Origin of the sequence: Moorena sp. SIO2C4 (genome assembly GCF_010672485.1) — a bacterium.
Classification (GTDB): domain Bacteria; phylum Cyanobacteriota; class Cyanobacteriia; order Cyanobacteriales; family Coleofasciculaceae; genus Moorena; species Moorena producens.
Genome location: NZ_JAAHGN010001473.1, coordinates 1 through 1352, shown reverse-complemented (window position 1 = coordinate 1352; position 1352 = coordinate 1). Strand labels below are relative to the sequence as shown.

The 1352-nt window shown below is 45.9% G+C and carries 2 protein-coding genes; both read right to left on the bottom strand.

Going from position 1 to position 1352, the window contains the following annotated elements; genetic code table 11:
- Positions 1–1097 (bottom strand): preprotein translocase subunit SecY (gene secY / locus F6K20_RS38715; protein ID WP_287298477.1); only part of this gene is annotated, 1097 nt, incomplete at its 3' end.
- A 44-nt stretch (positions 1098–1141) separates the two neighbouring features.
- The coding region (locus tag F6K20_RS38710) for an uL15m family ribosomal protein (protein WP_287298475.1) at positions 1142–1352 on the bottom strand (211 nt) is incomplete at its 5' end.

Genomic DNA, 1352 nt, shown 5'->3' with positions numbered 1-1352 from the left:
CGAATACCAGGGATACTCGCCCCCATTTTCTTCAAATTCTGGGACATATCTACTGGGTTTATAATCAGTGAGGCGTAGAAGTAGCTAAAGAACAAAATCAAGACTAAATAGACAGCAACATAGACCCAAGGAGTTTGACCATTGGGGTTGAGATAATTGGCAATCTGGATTAGGACTTGATTGATTGAGCCTAACAATCCATTGCTATTATCGCCACTAGTTATCCCAGCTAGGGATGTGGGTAGGATTAAGACGGCTGAGGCAAAGATAATTGGCATCACGCCACCTTGGTTTAACCTTAGGGGCAAATAATTTTTCCGCTCCCGGTAAAGGCGCTTACCAACTTGACGTCTGGCAGTAATAATCGGAATTCGTCGGCTGCCTTCTTGCACAAAGACAATACCAACAATCATGACTAGGAAAACTAACAGCAGCACAATTACCTTACCCACCGTTTCTCGACCCCCGGTCTGAGCCAGTTCAATGGTTTGACCCAAGGTGCGGGGCAAAACAGCAACAATATTGACAAAAATCAATAGTGAAGCTCCGTTGCCAATACCTCGTTCGGTAATTAACTCTGATAGCCACATCACAAACATAGAGCCAGCCGTGAGGGCAAGTACAGTTTCAAACACAAAGAATGCGCCTGGTTCAACAGCAAACCGCTGTGCCCACAACGATAAGCCAATACTTTGAATCACAGACCAGCCTAGGGCAACATAACGGGTAATCTGACCGATTTTTCGACGCCCTGCTTCACCTTCATTTTTCTGCAAATTTTCTAAAGCAGGAATTGCTGCCGTTAGCAGTTGTAGGATAATCGAAGCATTAATATAAGGCAAAATTCCCAAGGCAAAAATCCCTAGGGCGGAAAAACCACCACCAGAGAAAAAGTCCAAAAGACCTACAAACGGGCTATTCTGGAGTTCTGCTGAAAATCTGGCTCGATCAATTCCTGGTACAGGAAGAAAGACACCCAAGCGGGCTAAAATTAACAAACCAACGGTGACAAGCAGCCGACCTCTAAGGCCAGCCGCTTGAGCCATTTGCATAAACGTCTCTTGAGCAGTTGGGGCTTTGTCTCGACTGACAGTCATTTAAGGTACCTCTTGAAGATACAGGAGCATAAGGGCTAAAGGGGTTACTTAGCTATAACTTCCCAGCTGCCACCAGCCGCCTCGATTTTTTGGCGGGCACCACTTGTAAAGGCAGCAGCTTTTATATTGAGTGGCACATTCAGCTCCCCATCACCGAGTAGTTTCAATGGACCATCATTGGTGGTGACCACACCTGTCTCCAACAATGATTCCAAAGTTACCTCAGTATTGGCGGGAAGTGAGGCCAACTTACCT